Genomic DNA, 762 nt, shown 5'->3' on the forward strand with positions numbered 1-762 from the left:
GAAAACACTCGTAAAGAATACTTATCCAGAATAAAGCACTTCATTCATTTTGTAAAATTGCACGGAATAAACTTCAATACGTATTTAGAATATAAGCGTTATTTAAGTTCTATCGACACGTTAAGTGTTTCCACAAAGAATAAGTATTTAATATCCGCTAAGATTTTCATTGACGGTCTGAACAACTTACAAAGACTGCCTTTTCAGATTAATACAAAAGTCAGAGGATTCAAACAAAGTAAGCTGCATAAGAAAGACGGTCTTTGTGATGAGGATATTTCTAAGATTGTAGTTTATTGTTCTGCATTAGAATTAACATTAAAGAACCTGCGGTTAAAATCTATTTTGTCATTACTTATATTTCAAGGTTTACGGCAAGTTGAAATTACACGCTTAGATGTAACCGATATTAATTTAAAAGATAAAACAGCGTATATAATAGGTAAAGGGCAGAATGATAAAGAACGTATTCATTTGCACCCCTCAACCGTAAAAGTACTAAAAGAGTATCTACATACATACCGAATGCGAAACGGTGCATTATTCCGAAGTGAAAGTAATTTCTCTTCGGGTAGTCGGTTAACGACAAAATCCATACGAGAGATAATAAAAAAAGTTTTAAATGAATTAGATATTGACGGAAGCACCCATGGCTTCCGTCATTTTTTTATAACTAAATTGATAAAATCATATAAAGGCGAACTACTGACTGTATCGAAGTATAGCAGACACAGAAGTATTCAGATGTTAGAGGTCTACAAT

Annotated in this window: 1 protein-coding gene; it reads left to right on the forward strand. The window is 32.4% G+C overall.

All coding sequences use genetic code 11. From position 1 onward, the window contains the following. A partial coding sequence (locus G7Y56_RS18440) for a tyrosine-type recombinase/integrase (protein WP_165045928.1) occupies nucleotides 1–762 on the forward strand: 762 nt, incomplete at both ends.

Source organism: Dysgonomonas sp. ZJ709 (assembly GCF_011039195.1).
GTDB lineage: Bacteria > Bacteroidota > Bacteroidia > Bacteroidales > Dysgonomonadaceae > Dysgonomonas.